The sequence below is a fragment of the Flavobacterium anhuiense genome (assembly GCF_900101855.1).
Taxonomy (GTDB): Bacteria; Bacteroidota; Bacteroidia; order Flavobacteriales; family Flavobacteriaceae; genus Flavobacterium; species Flavobacterium anhuiense.
Genome location: NZ_FMVC01000002.1, coordinates 548,214 through 564,204 on the forward strand (window position 1 = coordinate 548,214; position 15,991 = coordinate 564,204).

Consider the following 15,991-nt stretch of genomic DNA (forward strand, 5'->3'; position numbering starts at 1 on the left):
TTTTAGCCTACAATGAGAGAAATCGCCTTTATAAAACAAAACAGAGAAAAATGGCTCGAGTTTGAGCTGGCAATTTTTGGTAAAGCTAAAAAAAATCCTGATGAATTAGCTAATTTGTACATTCAAATGATGAATGATTTGTCGTATGCTCAAACGTATTATCCTAAAAGTAAAACGGTTGTGTATCTCAATCATCTCGCTTCTCAGATTTATCAAAAAATTTACAAAACCAAACGCACCGATCAGAATCGACTTACAGATTTCTTTAAAATCGAAGTTCCTTTATTGGTTTACGAATACAGAAGGTATTTGGTTTATGCATTTGCTTTATTTTTTGTCACCGTTTCTATCGGAGTTCTTTCTGCTCGTTATGATCGTGATTTTGTGCGTCTCATTTTAGGTGACGAATATGTAAATATGACTTTAGAAAACATCAAAAAAGGCAATCCGATGGCTGTGTATGGTTCAGGCAGCAATTGGGGAAGTTTTATTGGCATTACAGTCAATAACCTTTTTGTAGGCGCAAGATGTTATTTCTACGGAATTTTTGCAGGAATCGGAACTTTTAATGTTTTTCTTCAAAACTGTATTATGCTCGGTTCTTTTCAGTATTTTTTCTACGAACAAGGCGTTTTTTGGAAAAGCGTTCGAGGCATCTGGATTCACGGTTCTATGGAGATTTTTGCCATCGTAATCGAGACTACAGCTGGATTTATTTTAGGAGCTTCTATCCTATTTCCTAAAACTTTTTCTAGGCTAAATTCTTTTAAAATCGGTTTCAAAAACAGCTTTAAAATATTCTTAAGCACTTTTCCTTTCACCATAAGTGCAGGGTTTTTAGAAGGTTTTATTACACGATATTCTATCGATATGCCCAACTGGCTAAGCAGTTTTATTATTTTATTGACACTGGCAATAATTTCATTTTACTACTTGATATACCCTTTTATTGTACACAAAAAAATAACTTCAAAACCAATTCATTTATAATGTTCGAGCTTTACAGAAAAAGACAATTAGGTGATAATCTTGGCGATACTTTTACTTTTTTCAAAAATTACGGAAAGAACTTTTTCAAGATATTTTTTATTACAAATGGAGCATTTTTACTTCTTTTTGCCATAGTAATTTATACGCTCCTTAAAGTCAATTTTGAACACATCCAAGAATCTGGTCTTGAAAACAATCAATTAAAAAGCGATCTTCTTGAATACTTCAATCATAATGAAGGATTAGTCGTTGCATTGATATTTATCTGCGTTTTTTTATTCTTTATCATGTCCTTGTTTAATTATGCTTATCCGGTTTTATATTTAAAATTGATTGCTGCTGGCCAAGAAGATCTTGAAGTGAATGATCTCTCGGCAAGTTTCTTTAAAGTTCTTTTTAAATTAATAAAATTCAGCATAGGCTATTTGTTTTTAGTTTTTCCGGTTTTAATAATTGCCTTAATCATCTTGTTTTTTCTGTGCTTCATTATTATCGGAATTCCACTGCTAATGATTGCATTACCAGCGTTGTTCACGTTTTTAAACCTGCATTTTTACAGTTATTTGACAGAAGAAAAACGCTTTTTTGAATCTCTAAAACACGCTTACGATTTAGTAAAATTAGATTTTTGGAATACAATTGGAACAACTTTTATCATTATGATGATAATGCAGTTTGTTCAGTTTGCCATAACAATGTGTTTATATTTTGTAGGTATGTTTATCGCTTTAGCGTATTTAATTGGAAATTCTGCTTCAGACAACACAAATACTGTAGAACCTTCACCATTATTGATCGGCTTTATAACGATTGTCGTAATTGTGTTAATTGTTCTTGGTAACATTTTCAACAACATTATTATCGTGAATCAGGGAATGATTTATTATAGTTTAGAGTCAGGAGACAAACAAGAATCGAAATCAATTGATTTAATCGGAGATACTACAAATGAATAGGTTTGTTATTATTTTATATTTTCTTTTCTGTCTGAGCCCTTTCTATGCTCAAGATACTCTGGTTGAAGAAGATCCTCCAAAAATTATTGGAATTAAGTATACCGAAAAAGATATCACGGTAGACTCTGGATCTGTAGAAGCCAGACATTTTGAAAAGGATTTCAAGAAAAAATATACCGATAAGGACTTTGTTTACGAATACAAAGAACCCGAAAAAAGCTGGTGGGATCATTTTAAACATTGGCTCGCTAGACAAATTGCCAATTTATTTAATTTCGGAAGTGTAAAATCATCTCTAAACTTTATTTCAATTTTGTTTAGAATAATTGCTGTTCTGGTTGTTATACTTTTAATATACTTTATTGTCAAGGCATTAATCAAACGAGAAGGAATGTGGATTTTTGGAAAGAATGCTGACAAAAGAGCTTTGTTTTATTCTGATGCCGAAAAAAATATTCATCTTTTAGATTTTGAAAAACTTATTAAAGAAAGCATTGAAGCAGGCGAAAAAAGAATTGCCGTGCGATATTATTATTTATGGCTTTTGAAAGTAATGGCACAGTATCATTATATTGAATGGGATATCGAAAAAACCAATTCGGATTATTTGTACGAGTTGCATAATCCTGGTCACAAAGAAGAGTTTACTTATCTTTCTTATTTGTACAATTATATTTGGTATGGTGAATTTGAAATTGATGATGCAACATTTAGAAAGACTGAAAACAGATTTAAAAAAGCATTAAAAACTTTTGGCAATGGATAATAAAGTTAAAATATACATTGCTATTCTGGTTCTAATTTTCGGAATAACATTACTCGTAGGCAAAGGGCAGCCAAAACCTATTGATTGGACCCCAACGTATTCTGTTGAAGATAAAATCCCGTTTGGATTGTACGTTTTCGACCAAGAAGCGGATGGTCTTTTTAAACAGAAAGTAGAAAGAATTTCGACGCAGACTCCTTATGAATATTTGGATTCTCAATATGATGCTAGAGAAAATGTACAAACCTATAAAGTTAAAGGTACTTTTATGAATATTTCTGAAGTCGATAATATTGACCAGCAATCCATGAAAGAAATTCTATATTTTGTTTCTCACGGAAATAATGCTTTTTTAAGCATGAAAGTGTTTCCGAAAGTATTGTTAGATTCTTTGAAAATTGAATTAAAAACCGATTTCATGCCCAATGACAGCATTTCGGTTTGGATGGCGAACAAAAAAGCTGGCACAAAAAAATATACTTTTAATACTGGATTGAGTGATTATTTTTCTAAAATAGACACTTTAAATACAAAAGTTTTAGGGTATCAAATTAGCAGTAAAAACAAAAAACAAGTCAACTTTATTGAAGTTCCTTATAAAAATGGTTATCTCTATCTGCATACGCAGCCAGTGGCCTTTACCAATTACAATCTGCTGAAAAAAGATTATTATCAATATGCAGAAAACGTTCTGTCTTATATTCCGAAAGGAAATGTGTTTTGGTATAATAAAACTTTAAACGATAAACGAATTTCAAGCTCTCCGATGCGTTATATCTGGAGTCAGCCCGCTTTAAAATCGGCTTGGTATTTAGGTTTAATTGGAATTCTTATTTTTATGATTTTTAATGCAAAACGCAAACAGCGAATTGTTCCGATTATAAAACCATTACAGAACCTAACTGTTGATTTTACCAAAACAATTGGAAATTTATATTATCAGGAAGGCGATCATACCAATATTATTGATAAAAAGATTATTTACTTTTTAGAAAAAATCAGAACCGATTATCTGCTTGATACCAGCAAACTTGATAACGATTTTATAATGAAATTGCATTATAAAACAGGAAAAGATGAAAAAGATATCCGTGATGTGGTTCAGTTAATTAATGACCATCGAAATAGTTATCACGGAAGTCTTGAAGAAGATTTGATTAAAATAAATACAGCAATAGAAAAGATTTTACATTAAAATTCTAAACGAAATTTAAAAAGAAAACAGACCAAATTATGGACGATATCAATACAACATCAAACGAAATCACAAATGAAAATGTGAATTTTGAAACAAGAATTAATTTAGGACCGCTTTTAGATCACGTAAATACGATCAAAAAAGAAATCGAAACCGTAATCGTTGGACAGCATAAAATGGTAGATCAGCTTTTGGTTGCTATTTTGTCAAACGGTCACGTACTTTTAGAAGGTGTTCCAGGAGTTGCCAAAACCATTACGGCTAAATTATTGGCTAAAACCTTAAATATTGGTTTCAGCAGAATCCAATTTACTCCCGATTTAATGCCTTCAGATATTTTAGGAACTTCTATTTTCAATCTGAAAAACTCAGAATTTGAATTCAAAAAAGGGCCAATTTTTTCTAATCTGATTTTAATTGATGAAATCAACCGTGCTCCAGCAAAAACACAAGCTGCCCTTTTTGAAGTAATGGAAGAACGCCAAATTACAATTGATGGTTCTGCTTATCAATTGGAGGCTCCGTTTTTGGTAATTGCAACTCAGAATCCTGTAGAACAAGAAGGAACTTATCGTTTGCCAGAAGCGCAATTAGATCGTTTTCTTTTTAAAATTACAATTGATTACCCAAAACTGAACGAAGAAATTTTAATTATACAAAGGGAACATTCTTTACAAGATCACGGAAAACTGGATGCTATTAAAACGATTCTTTCTGCTGAGGAAATCAAAGAATATCAAGGTCTGGTAAAACAAATTAGAGTAGAACAAAACTTGTTGGAATACATTGCTCGAATTGTAGTAAATACACGCGAAAATGCATTTTTATATTTAGGCGCTTCGCCTCGTGCTTCTATCGCGATTTTGAACGCCGCAAAAGGTTTTGCTGCAATCCGAGGACGTGATTTTGTAACGCCAGAAGATATTAAAGAAGCTGCAATTCCAGTTTTACAGCACCGTGTAATTGTTGCTCCAGAACGCGAAATGGAAGGTATTTCAAGTCCAGAAATCATCAAACAGATTATTGAAACAGTCGAAATTCCGAGATAATTATTAATGGTGAATTGTAAATGGTGAATTGTTAATGGTTAATGGTTAATGGTTAATGGTGGAAAACGTAAAAGGCTTCGACTTCGCTCAGCCTGACAAAAAAGAACAAAACCTGAAACTTGAAACTTGAAACAATAAAAACAAAAAAAATTGAAACCGTCTAAACTTCTTATATTATTCTCTCTGCTATTGTTGACTGTTTTTCAGCCATCAAATGCGGCTCTTTTAAGAAATAAAAAAGATTCTTTTTATTTCAAAAATGACAAACAGGAAATTGAAACTTTAGTTAAGAAATTGTACGAATGGGTAGAAACTAAAAATAGCAATAATGATTTCAATCCTATTGCAAACAAAAAAGGAGATAAATACATTGGCTTAGATTTAAACTCACATAAAAAAAGATTGGAAGAATTGAAGAAAACCAATTTCTTTTCACAACAGTTTTTAGACAATTACAATAAAATTGCTCTGAGAATAGATTCTAATCTTAAAACTAAAAAAATAGAATGGCTTGAAGGAGATTTACCTCCTTTTGGAAATGATGCCAATCCGTGGTGTAATTGTCAGGATTATCCCGATAATTATTGGAAAACTATGACGATTAATCATTTGAAGATTGAAAACGACAAAGCTTCTTTTGATTGGACTTGGTCGTGGAAAGGTGATTTTAAATACAAAGTGAAAACCATTAAAGAAAACGGAGTTTGGAAAATAGCTTCTTTAGAAGGCTTTGATTTTAATGACTTCACTAAAATTTATTAGAAAAACATAAAACCGAGAAAACTTGAAATTCATAAAAAGTCTATATCTGAACAATTTCTTTTTCTATGTGCTCATTGGCATTATAGGATTGTTTGTCTGCGCTTTTATTTTTCCGAATATGTATAATGCTGTTTGGCTGCTCGTTTTAGGTTTAATTACTTTTTTAGGACTTGATATTTTGCTTTTGTATGTGGCAAGAACAGGACTTGAAGCCGAAAGAATTACGCCAGAAAAATTATCAAATGGTGATTTAAATCCGATAAAAATTAATTTAAAAAACCATTATACTTTTCCCGTTTCGGTTAAAATTATTGATGAAATTCCGTTTCAATTTCAGGTTCGAGATTTCAAAATTGTAAAAACAATAAAAGCTGCGACGCAAAAAGAAATTGGTTATGATCTTCGCCCGACAGAACGCGGAGAATACCATTTTGGTTCTCTAAACATTTATGTTTCATCTCCATTAAGACTCATTTCCAGAAGATTTATTTTTGATAAAGATCAAATGGTTCCGACCTACCCTTCTTATATTCAGTTAAGAAAATACGATTTGATTGCTTTTTCGAATAACTTATTTCAATACGGAATCAAAAAAATACGCCGAATCGGTCATACAATGGAGTTTGAACAGATTAAAGAATATGTTCAAGGCGACGATTTGCGAACTTTAAACTGGAAAGCAACTGCCAAAAGAAATTCATTGATGGTCAATCAGTTTCAAGACGAAAAATCACAATCCGTTTATATGGCAATTGATAAAGGGCGCGTAATGCAAATGCCTTTTGACGGATTAAGTTTATTGGATTATGCGATTAATTCGGCTTTGGTTTTATCCAATGTCATCCTGAAAAAGCAAGATAAAGCAGGGCTTTTTTCTTTTTCTAAAAAAGTAGAAAACAGAGTTTTTGCTGAAAGAAGAGGTTCGCAAATGCAGAAAATCCTAGAAACTTTGTACAATGTAAAAACCGATTTCTTCGAAAGTGATTACAGCAGATTGTATGTTGACATTAAGAAAAACATCAATCAGAGAAGTTTAATAATTCTGTACACCAATTTTGAAACCATGGACGGTTTAAATCGTCAATTACCTTATTTAAAAGGAATTGCCAAAAGCCATTTATTGGTTGTGGTTTTCTTTAGTAATACAGAATTAAACGGTATCATCAACAAAAAAACCACTACAATTCAGGAAGTTTATGACAAAGTAATTGCCGAAAAATTCATGTTTGAAAAACGCCTAATCGTAAACGAATTGAAGAAATATGGAATCCATTCTGTCTTAACGCAGCCAGAAAATCTTACGCTTGACGCCATTAATAAATATTTGGAGATTAAATCGAGAGGAATTTTATAGTCTTGCTTAATCTGTTAACTTATGGTTATTTTACAGATTGGCTTTACTATTATCTCCATTATTAAATTAGTTTTGAAAGAAAATAACAATCTAAGAACACCAACTTAAAACAGATAAAATGAAAAAAACAATTCTAATTCTGTTCGTATTATTAGGCATTCAATCTCAAGCGCAAAAAACAGAAAATATCATCATCATTACAACAGATGGTTTTAGATGGCAGGAAGTTTTTAAAGGCATTGATCCCACAATTGCCAATGACAAAAAATTCAATCAAGGAGACAGTGCCTACATTTATAAAAAATATAGCGATGCTAATGTTAAAGAAGCACGTAAAAAACTAATGCCTTTTTTCTGGTCTGAAATTGCTTCTAAAGGTCAGATTTATGGAAATCGAGATTTAGGAAACAAAGTTGATGTTGCCAATCCGTACTGGTTTAGCTATCCTGGTTATAGCGAAATCATGACTGGAAATGTCGATTTAAAAGTCAACTCAAACGGATACAAAGCCAATCCAAACGTAAATGTTTTAGAATTTTTAAATCAGCAATCTAAACTAAAAGGCAAAGTTGCCGCTTTTGGCGCATGGGATGCTTTTGACCGAATTTTAAATGAAGAAAGAAGCGGTTTTCCTGTAATTTCAGCCTTTGACAAAGTAGGCGGAAATAAACCAACAGCAGCTCAGCACTTATTAAATGAGATGCGTGACAACTCATATAAACCATTTCATATGGATGAATGCCTAGATGTTTTTACGCATTATCAAGCTTTAGATGAACTAAAAAATAAAAAGCCAAAAGTGCTTTATATTGCATACGGAGAAACGGACGAATGGGCACATCATGGGCAATACCGTTCGTATTTGGACGCAGCCAATCAAGTTGACAAATGGATTCAGGAAATCTGGAATTTTGTTCAAAATGATCCACAATACAAGAACAAAACTACTTTATTCATAACCGTAGATCACGGACGCGGCGACAAAGTAAAATCGCAATGGACAGATCACGGTTCTGATGTTCCTGGAGCTTCAGAAATTTGGTTTGCCGCAATGGGACCTGAAATCGCTCCAAAAGGCGAAATAACAACACAATCTCAATTCTATCAAAAACAATTTGCTCAAACTTTAGCAAAATTGATGGGATATGATTTCAAAACCGATCATCCTGTAGAAACTGAGATTAAAGAAGTTTTTGAGAAATAGTTTTTTATAGCCACAAATTCACGAATTTTATTTTGATTATGAAACCAAATAATTCGTGAATTCGTGGCTATTTTAAATTATTGCGAGAAGAAAAAAACTCAGTACCTTAGCGCCTTAGAAACTTAGCATCTCAAAAAAAATGAAACAAATTACTTCAGTTCAAAATCCGTTTATCAAATCTTTGGTTTTACTTCAGGAAAAAGCCAAGGCCAGAAAACAAACCGGAACATTTTTGATTGAAGGACAACGCGAAATTTCATTAGCCATAAAAGGTGGTTATGAAATCGAAACGGTTTTATTTTTACCAGAATTAGTTTCAGAATCAGAAATCAATAAATTAATCCAAGCTCCTTTTCAGATTATCGAAATCAACAAGGAAGTTTACCAAAAACTGGCGTATCGCGACACTACAGAAGGTATTTTAGCCGTTGCCAAAACTAAATCTTTAAAATTATCTGATTTAAAACTATCTGATAATCCATTAATTTTGGTTGTAGAATCTTTAGAAAAACCTGGAAATATTGGTGCTGTTTTACGAACTGCCGATGCTGCCAATTTAGATGCAGTTTTGATCGCCAATCCAAAAAGCGATTTATACAATCCAAATATTGTCCGTTCGAGTGTTGGTTGCCTTTTTACGAATCAGATTGCAACTGGAACAACAGCAGAAATTATTGCTTTTTTGAAAGAAAAAAAGATCAATTTCTACAGCGCCACTTTACAAAATTCAACTTCATATCATACCCAGAATTTTACCACTCCAACCGCTTTAGTTGTGGGCACAGAAGCAACGGGTTTGACGCAAGAATGGCGTGACGAAGCAACTCAAAACATCATTATCCCAATGCAGGGAGAAATAGACAGTATGAATGTTTCTGTCGCTGCCGCTATTTTAATTTTCGAAGCAAAAAGACAGAGAGGATTCTAATTTAAAAGGTGCAAAGGAACAAAGATGCAAAGGTTCTGAGGTTCAAATTAAAAGTCTTCAACTTTTAATTTTTAATCTTTAATTTTTAATCAAAGAAAATGACTGCTTCAATGTCAGGCTGAGACGAGTCGAAGCCTTATTCCTACATGGAAAATCTAAAATCTGCACTCTAAAATCAACAATCTAAAATCTTGTGTATGTTCAAACTAATTCTTATTTTTAGTACTTGAACTATGCCGTTATGACAGAAATAGATATCGAAAAAGAAAACAAAGCTATTGCGCAGGAATACAAGGAATTACTTCGAATAAGTTACCAAACTTTAACCCCAGCAGACAAAAAATTAATTAGAAAAGCATTTGATGTTGCCGTCGATGCACACAAAGAGCAGAGACGTAAATCGGGCGAAGCTTATATCTTTCATCCTATTGCAGTTGCAAAAATTGTTGCCTCAGAAATTGGTCTGGGAGCGACCTCTATCGCCGCGGCTTTACTTCACGATGTTGTAGAAGATACGCCAATGACCGTTGAAGACATTGAGCGTTTGTTTAATCCTAAAGTGGCACAGCTGGTTGAAGGACTTACGAAAATCTCATTAGTTCAAAAAGATTTGAATGCTTCGATGCAGGCTGAGAATTTCAGAAAAATGATTCTGACCCTGAATGATGATGTTCGTGTAATTTTAATTAAACTTGCCGATCGTCTTCATAATATGCAAACCATGGATTCGATGGCGGAGTACAAACAAACTAAAATCGCATCTGAAACTTTATACATTTATGCTCCTCTAGCCCACCGTTTGGGACTTTATAACATTAAAACCAAATTGGAGGATTTAGGATTAAAATATACTGAGCCTGCGGTCTATGATGACATTGTAAGCAAAATTCGCGAAACTAAAGAACAGCAGGACGCATATATCAAAGACATTTCGGAGGTTTTGAAGAAATCTTTAGACAACGAAGGCATAGATTATATCATCAAAGGCCGACCAAAATCGATTTATTCTATTCGCCGAAAAATGCGTGCGCAAAACGTAACATTTGATGAAGTTTATGATAAGTTCGCACTTAGAATTGTGTACAAAGCCGATCCGCATGAAGAAAAATTCATAGCCTGGAAAATCTATTCTATCGTAACAGACCATTATAGACCGAGTCCGAGCCGTTTGCGTGACTGGATTTCATCTCCAAAATCAACTGGTTATGAAGCCCTTCACATCACCGTTATGGGACCAAAAGGACGTTGGGTTGAAGTTCAGGTGCGAAGCGAGCGTATGGACGAAATCGCCGAAAAAGGTTACGCAGCTCATTACAAATATAAAAATGGAGCAACAGAAGAAAGCGGCTTGGACACATGGCTAAACTTACTACGTGAAGCTTTAGAAAACCCAGAAACCAATGCAGTTGATTTTGTGGAAGATTTTAAAATGAATTTGTATTCTAAAGAAATCTTCGTCTTTACTCCAAAAGGAGAAATTAAATCGTTGCCAAAAGGTGCCACTTCTCTTGATTTTGCTTTCAGTATTCACTCTGAAATTGGAATTAAAACTCGCGGAACTCGGGTAAACGGACGTTTAGTCCCGTTGAATTATGAACTAAAAAGCGGTGATCAGGTCGAAGTAATTACTTCTCCAAACCAGAAACCAACGGTAAACTGGCTGGAATACGTAACAACTTCGAGAGCTAAAAATAAAATCAAAAACGTTCTGAACGAGAACACCAAAAAAATTGCAGAAGAAGGAAAAGAATTACTGGTTAGAAAATTAAAACACCTAAAAGTTACCTTTAACGAACAGGTTACAAACGAGTTAGTAAATTTCTTTAAACTAAAAACCAGTTTGGATTTATTTTATAGAGTTGGAATTGGTGCGATCGAAAATCAGCAGTTAAAAGATTATGCAGCGCAGAAAAGCAATTCGTTTATTAATTTCTTCAAAAATAAAATTAAACGAAATAAAGATACTGCAGCCGAAGATATTCATAAGCCAGTCATTAGCAGCAATTACGATATGCTTGTTTTTGGAACCGAACATGACAAGCTAGATTACAAACTTTCGCAATGCTGCAACCCTATTCCAGGTGATGACGTTTTTGGTTTTGTGACTATTAACGAAGGAATCAAAGTGCATAAAAAAGACTGTCCGAATGCAATTGGAATGCAGTCTAACTATGCTTACAGAATCATGAGTGCCAAATGGATCGATTCTTCACAAGAGGAATTCAAAGCCATTATCAATATTACAGGAATGGATGTTTTAGGACTTACCAACCAACTTACACGAGTAATTTCGAATAATATGAGCGTTAATATTCAAAGTATTTCTTTGAGTACAGACGCCGGAATTTTCCACGGTCAGATTGCGGTAATTGTAAAAAACAATACCATTTTGAAGAAAATGATCAATGCCATTAAGAAAATTGACGGGGTCGATAAGGTTACCAGAGAGTACAGAACCTAACTTTTTAGGGAAACTATAAGAATTTTGTAACGAAACTTTAAACCCGAAACTTTTATTCATTAAAAATAAAAAATTATCTTTGCCGGATATGACACTTATTTCAACTGACAACACTAAGAATCAAGAAATTGTAAAAAATGTTTTTACACTATATCTTGAACAAAAAGGGCATCGCAAAACTCCTGAGCGTTATGCTATACTTCAGGAAATTTACGATAGCGAGGAGCATTTTGATATCGAAAACCTTTATATCAAAATGAAAAACAAGAACTATCGTGTGAGTAGAGCTACTTTATACAACACGATTGAGTTATTGTTGGACTGCGCTTTGGTTAGAAAACATCAATTTGGACAAAATCAGGCTTACTACGAAAAATCATATTTTGATAAACAGCATGATCACATCATTATGACAGATTCGGGAGAAGTAATTGAATTTTGTGATCCAAGAATTCAAACCATCAAAAAGACTATCGAAGAAATTTTTGATATCGAAATTACAAATCATTCGCTTTATTTCTACGGAAACAAAAAGCAAAATTCAAATTCATAGTCTATTCAATTAGACTTTTTCAAAAAAAAATAAAAAAAAGAAAATTAACTACATAATCAGTAGGACAACTTTGATTGTCCCAACGCAAATTAAAACAGAATGACCGTAGATTTATTACTAGGATTACAATGGGGAGATGAAGGTAAAGGAAAAATTGTAGACGTACTTACCTCAAATTATGATATTATTGCACGTTTTCAAGGAGGACCAAATGCAGGACATACATTAGAATTTGACGGAATTAAACACGTACTTAGAACAATCCCTTCTGGAATTTTTCATAAAAACTCAGTAAATGTTATCGGAAATGGTGTTGTAATTGATCCTGTAGTTTTTCAAAAAGAAATTGAAGGTTTAGAAAAATTCAACCTTGATATCAAAAGCAAATTAATCATTTCGAGAAAAGCACATTTAATTTTACCAACTCACCGTTTATTAGATGCTGCTTCTGAAGCTTCTAAAGGTAAAGCTAAAATTGGTTCTACTCTTAAAGGAATTGGGCCAACTTATATGGACAAAACGGGTAGAAATGGTTTACGTGTTGGAGATATTGAATTAGAAGATTTTAAAGAGCGTTACAGAGCTTTGGCTGACAAACACGAAGCCATGATTGCTTTTTATGATGTTAATATCCAATACAATTTAGCTGAATTAGAAAAAGAATTCTTTGAAGCTATTGAAGAACTTAAAAAATTAGATTTCATCGACAGTGAAGAATACATGCACCAAGCTCAAAAAGCAGGTAAATCTATTCTTTGCGAAGGAGCTCAAGGATCTTTATTAGATGTTGATTTCGGAACTTATCCTTTCGTAACTTCATCAAACACTACTGCTGCTGGAGCTTGTACTGGTTTAGGAATTGCTCCTAACAAAATCAAAGAGGTTTACGGAATTTTCAAAGCTTACGTTACACGTGTTGGTAGCGGACCTTTCCCAACTGAACTTTTTGACGAAGTTGGCGCTACAATGGCAAAAGTAGGTAACGAATTTGGTTCTGTAACAGGAAGACAAAGACGTTGCGGATGGTTAGACCTTGTTGCTTTAAAATATGCAGTTCAAGTTAACGGAGTTACTCAGTTAATGATGATGAAAGGTGATGTTCTTTCTGGTTTCGAAACTTTGAAAGTTTGTACAGAGTACAACTACAAAGGACAAAACATTTCTCACTTCCCTTATAACATTGAACCAGAAAACGTTACTCCAATTTACAAAGAGTTTAAAGGATGGAAGCAAGATTTAACAGGATTGACAACTTACGATCAATTGCCAATTGAGCTAAAAGAATATATTGAGTTTATTGAAAAAGAAATCGAAGTGCCAATCAAAATCGTATCGGTTGGACCAGATAGAAAACAAACAATAACAAAATAATACATTTAAACGCTCTGATTATCAGAGCGTTTTTTTTGACTATTACCGACATGAGAAAAAATCCAGAAATTGAGATCACAGAAACCAAATTGTTATCCGACAATTGGTATATATTAAACAAAGTTACTTTTAACTATAAAAAAGAAAATGAAAAAGTAGAATCACATATTCGTGAAGTTTATGACCGCGGAAATGGAGCTGGAATTTTACTATATAATTCAACAAAAAAGACTGTTATTCTAACCAGACAATTTCGTTTGCCAACTTATCTTAACGGAAATAAAACGGGAATGATGATTGAAGTTTGTGCTGGACTTTTGGACAAAGACAATGCAGAACAAGCTATTATTCGCGAGACAGAAGAAGAAACAGGATATCGAATTTCTAAAGTTCAAAAAGTTATTGAAACGTATATGTCACCAGGTTCCGTAACAGAGATTTTGTATTTGTTTGTTGGCGAGTATGACGAAAGCATGAAAGTAAGTTCTGGTGGTGGACTTGACGCAGAACAAGAAAACATCGAAGTTTTAGAATATACTTTTGATGAAGCTTACGCTATGATTGAATCTGGAGAAATTACTGATGCTAAAACTATTATGCTTCTGCAGCATGCAAAAATTAAAGGCTTGATTTAAAAGTTTTTTGAGTATTTTAGATCAATCAAAAAATCTAAAATGCTCAAATTCAAAATAGCTCTTATTTTCTTTTTACCGCTTTTCGCTTTTTCTCAAAACGAAAAATGGCCAGCAGAAAAACTCAAGCAAGATTTAACCATTTTTAAAGAAATAAGAGAAAAAGCCAATTCTGGACTTTATAAATACAGAACAAAACAGCAGATTGACAGTATTTATTCTTGGGCTTTTTCGCAGATCAATACGCCCAAAAGCCTTATAGAATTTTATAAAATAGTTTTGCAGATTACCGATTTTGAAGGAAGTCTGCATAACGACACTACACTTCCTGAAGATTTTGAAAAGAAATATTCGTCAGGAAATGTTTTCTTTCCTTTTCCTGTAAAACTTATTAATGATCAGCTGGTTGTTAATTTTCAAAATTCTAAAATTCCGTTGGGCTCTCAAATTTATAGCATTAACGGAATCGAGACTTCAAAACTACTGTCAACTGTCTACAAATATTACACAACAGATGGTTATAACATCACAGGGAAATCAATTGGAATTGGGAGTTCTTTTGCCAAATATTTTGAAATGGAATATGGTCCGCAAAAGAGATTTACAGTAGAATATTCGCTTCCAAATCAAACCAAAAGATTAAAAAAAACAGTTTCAGCTGTTTCAAACGAAATTCGAAAAGAGAATTTCAAAAAACGCCATTCACTTCCCATTGATAGCATACAATACAACCGTGCAAAGGATAAATATTCTTTTAAAGTCATTTCTAATAATACCGCTTTACTTTCTGTCCATACTTTTGTAATTGGCCGAAATGCAAAACATAAAGAACATTTGGCTTATAAAAAATATTTGGATAGCTGTTTTAATTATCTTTCAAAAAACAATCAAATAAAGAATTTAATTGTTGATGTAAGAAATAATGGCGGCGGAACAGATCCTAACGACATTGTTACCTTTTCTTATTTAGCAGAAAAACCGTTTCGTGAAAATGCATCTGCATATGTTAATTTCCAGAAAATTCCATTTGCTGAATATTTAGTTTATGAAGAAACGGAACCGCAGAAAAAACAGGAAGAAAAAAAGGATTTTGAAGATGAATTGAAAGAAGAATTTCCAAAGTCGGAAAACGGGAAATACATTCAAGACGAAAAATTCAACCCATTATTACAGGCTGAGAAAAACAGTTTTAAAGGTCAGATTTATTTATTGATAAGTCCGAGAATTGCTTCTGCTGGATCACTATTTGCTTCATTAGTTGCAGGAAACACAAAAGGAATTGTTATTGGAGAAGAAACCATGGGCGGCTATTTCGGACACAATGGCCACACGCCTATTGAATATGAATTGCCCAATACAAAAATTAAAACACAATTTTCTATTGTAAATCTAGAACAAGATGTTCCTAAAAAGCCCAATCAGATTTTTGGAAGAGGCATAATTCCAGATTATGAAGTGAAGCAGACTTTTGAAGATTTTATGAAAAACAGAGATACGCAATTGGAATATACCTTGAAATTGATTGAGGAATAAATTGAATATTTTCGGAAATTTTTTTCATCAGAACACAATTTAAAATTCCTGAATACTCAAACAAAATTCTGATTATAAATCACTTAACTTTTTAATTTTTCTAAAAACAATAGCTATATTACCAACACTTCAGAAGAAAAATGAGCTATTTGAAATTTCTAAATGAAAATCCCGAAACCAATTCAAAAAATTATGTAACCCTTTTCAGCTATCAGATGTATAACTTTATATTCA

Annotated in this window: 14 protein-coding genes; all 14 read left to right on the plus strand. The window is 33.0% G+C overall.

Annotation, left to right across the window (positions count from 1 at the left end):
- Positions 1-12 precede the first annotated feature (12 nt).
- The 14 genes from BLP44_RS06905 to BLP44_RS06970 all read left to right on the plus strand — a co-directional run bounded on the left by BLP44_RS06905 (position 13) and on the right by BLP44_RS06970 (position 15,757).
- Positions 13-990, plus strand: coding sequence for a stage II sporulation protein M (locus tag BLP44_RS06905; RefSeq protein ID WP_091130888.1), 978 nt, complete (start codon positions 13-15; stop codon positions 988-990).
- Positions 990-1,946, plus strand: a complete 957-nt coding sequence (locus BLP44_RS06910; protein ID WP_091130891.1) for an LTA synthase family protein — start codon at positions 990-992, stop codon at positions 1,944-1,946. The genes BLP44_RS06905 and BLP44_RS06910 overlap by 1 nt, the downstream gene beginning before the upstream one ends.
- Positions 1,939-2,712 carry a DUF4129 domain-containing protein gene (locus tag BLP44_RS06915; protein WP_091130895.1) on the plus strand — a complete coding sequence of 258 codons (774 nt, stop codon included), beginning with the start codon at positions 1,939-1,941 and terminating at the stop codon, positions 2,710-2,712. Before BLP44_RS06910 ends, BLP44_RS06915 begins: the two co-directional genes overlap by 8 nt.
- The gene (locus BLP44_RS06920; protein ID WP_091130898.1) at positions 2,705-3,907 is read left to right on the plus strand and encodes a DUF4350 domain-containing protein; all 1,203 of its coding nucleotides are present in this window, start codon (positions 2,705-2,707) and stop codon (positions 3,905-3,907) included. Before BLP44_RS06915 ends, BLP44_RS06920 begins: the two co-directional genes overlap by 8 nt.
- A gap of 38 nt (positions 3,908-3,945) precedes the next feature.
- Positions 3,946-4,959 carry an AAA family ATPase gene (locus BLP44_RS06925; protein ID WP_091130901.1) on the plus strand — a complete coding sequence of 338 codons (1,014 nt, stop codon included), beginning with the start codon at positions 3,946-3,948 and terminating at the stop codon, positions 4,957-4,959.
- A gap of 150 nt (positions 4,960-5,109) precedes the next feature.
- A complete protein-coding gene (locus BLP44_RS06930; RefSeq protein WP_091130905.1) occupies positions 5,110-5,721 on the plus strand; it encodes a DUF3828 domain-containing protein in 612 nt (203 codons plus the stop codon).
- Between the two features lie 22 nt (positions 5,722-5,743).
- The gene (locus BLP44_RS06935; protein ID WP_091130908.1) at positions 5,744-7,075 is read left to right on the plus strand and encodes a DUF58 domain-containing protein; all 1,332 of its coding nucleotides are present in this window, start codon (positions 5,744-5,746) and stop codon (positions 7,073-7,075) included.
- 118 nt (positions 7,076-7,193) lie between these two features.
- Complete coding sequence (locus BLP44_RS06940; RefSeq protein ID WP_091130912.1) at positions 7,194-8,279, plus strand: alkaline phosphatase family protein; 1,086 nt, start codon at positions 7,194-7,196, stop codon at positions 8,277-8,279.
- Positions 8,280-8,418: 139 nt separating this feature from the next.
- Positions 8,419-9,207: a TrmH family RNA methyltransferase gene (locus BLP44_RS06945; RefSeq protein WP_008462218.1), complete on the plus strand. Its 789-nt coding sequence runs from the start codon at positions 8,419-8,421 to the stop codon at positions 9,205-9,207.
- Positions 9,208-9,448: 241 nt separating this feature from the next.
- On the plus strand, positions 9,449-11,668 hold the full coding sequence (locus BLP44_RS06950; RefSeq protein WP_008462217.1) for a RelA/SpoT family protein: 2,220 nt from the start codon (positions 9,449-9,451) through the stop codon (positions 11,666-11,668).
- A gap of 88 nt (positions 11,669-11,756) precedes the next feature.
- Positions 11,757-12,221: a Fur family transcriptional regulator gene (locus tag BLP44_RS06955; RefSeq protein ID WP_008462215.1), complete on the plus strand. Its 465-nt coding sequence runs from the start codon at positions 11,757-11,759 to the stop codon at positions 12,219-12,221.
- Between the two features lie 99 nt (positions 12,222-12,320).
- Complete coding sequence (locus BLP44_RS06960) at positions 12,321-13,592, plus strand: adenylosuccinate synthase (RefSeq protein ID WP_008462214.1); 1,272 nt, start codon at positions 12,321-12,323, stop codon at positions 13,590-13,592.
- Between the two features lie 50 nt (positions 13,593-13,642).
- Positions 13,643-14,227 (plus strand): NUDIX domain-containing protein, encoded by a 585-nt coding sequence (locus BLP44_RS06965; protein ID WP_091130915.1) that lies wholly within the window; start codon positions 13,643-13,645, stop codon positions 14,225-14,227.
- A 39-nt stretch (positions 14,228-14,266) separates the two neighbouring features.
- Positions 14,267-15,757, plus strand: a complete 1,491-nt coding sequence (locus BLP44_RS06970) for a S41 family peptidase (protein ID WP_091130918.1) — start codon at positions 14,267-14,269, stop codon at positions 15,755-15,757.
- Positions 15,758-15,991 lie beyond the last annotated feature (234 nt).

What these genes read in the sequence shown, in the direction of transcription:
- BLP44_RS06905 (WP_091130888.1), top strand. Translation starts at nt 13, where the DNA reads ATGAGAGAAATCGCCTTTATAAAACAAAACAGAGAAAAATGGCTCGAG.
- BLP44_RS06910 (WP_091130891.1), top strand. Translation starts at nt 990, where the DNA reads ATGTTCGAGCTTTACAGAAAAAGACAATTAGGTGATAATCTTGGCGAT.
- BLP44_RS06915 (WP_091130895.1), top strand. Translation starts at nt 1,939, where the DNA reads ATGAATAGGTTTGTTATTATTTTATATTTTCTTTTCTGTCTGAGCCCT.
- BLP44_RS06920 (WP_091130898.1), top strand. Translation starts at nt 2,705, where the DNA reads ATGGATAATAAAGTTAAAATATACATTGCTATTCTGGTTCTAATTTTC.
- BLP44_RS06925 (WP_091130901.1), top strand. Translation starts at nt 3,946, where the DNA reads ATGGACGATATCAATACAACATCAAACGAAATCACAAATGAAAATGTG.
- BLP44_RS06940 (WP_091130912.1), top strand. Translation starts at nt 7,194, where the DNA reads ATGAAAAAAACAATTCTAATTCTGTTCGTATTATTAGGCATTCAATCT.
- BLP44_RS06945 (WP_008462218.1), top strand. Translation starts at nt 8,419, where the DNA reads ATGAAACAAATTACTTCAGTTCAAAATCCGTTTATCAAATCTTTGGTT.
- BLP44_RS06950 (WP_008462217.1), top strand. Translation starts at nt 9,449, where the DNA reads ATGACAGAAATAGATATCGAAAAAGAAAACAAAGCTATTGCGCAGGAA.
- BLP44_RS06955 (WP_008462215.1), top strand. Translation starts at nt 11,757, where the DNA reads ATGACACTTATTTCAACTGACAACACTAAGAATCAAGAAATTGTAAAA.
- BLP44_RS06960 (WP_008462214.1), top strand. Translation starts at nt 12,321, where the DNA reads ATGACCGTAGATTTATTACTAGGATTACAATGGGGAGATGAAGGTAAA.
- BLP44_RS06965 (WP_091130915.1), top strand. Translation starts at nt 13,643, where the DNA reads ATGAGAAAAAATCCAGAAATTGAGATCACAGAAACCAAATTGTTATCC.
- BLP44_RS06970 (WP_091130918.1), top strand. Translation starts at nt 14,267, where the DNA reads ATGCTCAAATTCAAAATAGCTCTTATTTTCTTTTTACCGCTTTTCGCT.